Genomic DNA, 795 nt, shown 5'->3' on the forward strand with positions numbered 1-795 from the left:
AAGAAGGAACTCGATGCCGCGCATGTCGAATATACGGTCTATGTCTATGAAGGCGCCAACCATGCCTTCAACAACGACACATCGGCGGCGCGCTACGACAAGAAGGCGGCCGATCTCGCCTGGGGCAGGACGATCGCCTTCCTGAAGGAAAAGCTGAAATAGCCGGTCAGGCGACCGACGGCGCCCAGACAGTTTCGAAGGCCGGCGACAGGGTGAAGCCGGCAGGCCGCGTGGAAACGGGCGGCGGGCGGCGCATGCCCTCCTGAAGGTACTGCAAAGCCGATGTCAGCCCGTTCATCGTGTAAGGCTTGGCGATGACGCCGATCGCACCGGCGAAATGATCGGGAATGCGCTTCGGATTGGCGGTCATGAACACCACCATCGAGCTCTTCTTCTGGCCGATATATTCGGCCACCTCGACGCCCGTCGGGCCATCGGTGAGGTGGATGTCGACAAAGGCGATGTCGGCATCCGTGGACTCAACCATGCTCTTTGCCTCCGACGAGGATGTCGCCCAGCCGACGACCTTATGGCCGGCCTCTTCGACAAGGCTTTCCAGTTCCATGGCCAGCAGCGCTTCGTCCTCGACGATCAGGACCTTGAGCGGTTCAATCATGACACATTCCCTTTTTGCTGCGGTTCGTTCGGCATCGAGATCACGACCTTGGTTCCGGGTCCGGCGTCGCGCCATTCGATATCGGCTTGCAACTGGCGGGCGAGCGACTTGATCAGCCGCATGCCGAAAGACGCATCGCCACTTGCATCGGTCATGCCGACACCGTCGTCTGACACCTC

General features: G+C 60.5%; 2 protein-coding genes and 1 pseudogene. 1 reads left to right on the forward strand and 2 read right to left on the reverse strand.

The features are described 5' to 3' along the window. On the forward strand, nt 1-162 hold a 162-nt coding region (locus tag AC1DX0_RS36625; protein ID WP_477359484.1), incomplete at its 5' end, for a dienelactone hydrolase family protein. Nucleotides 163-166: 4 nt separating this feature from the next. Here AC1DX0_RS36625 and AC1DX0_RS36630 read toward each other — a convergent pair. Together AC1DX0_RS36630 and AC1DX0_RS36635 are read right to left on the reverse strand one after the other, a co-directional pair. After that, a complete protein-coding gene (locus AC1DX0_RS36630) occupies nt 167-616 on the reverse strand; it encodes a response regulator (RefSeq protein WP_477221978.1) in 450 nt (149 codons plus the stop codon). Continuing rightward, nucleotides 613-795: pseudogene (locus tag AC1DX0_RS36635) on the reverse strand (histidine kinase); the annotation flags it as partial. The gene AC1DX0_RS36630 and the pseudogene AC1DX0_RS36635, both read right to left, overlap by 4 nt.

It is taken from the genome of Mesorhizobium sp. P3_A9, from assembly GCF_056402975.1.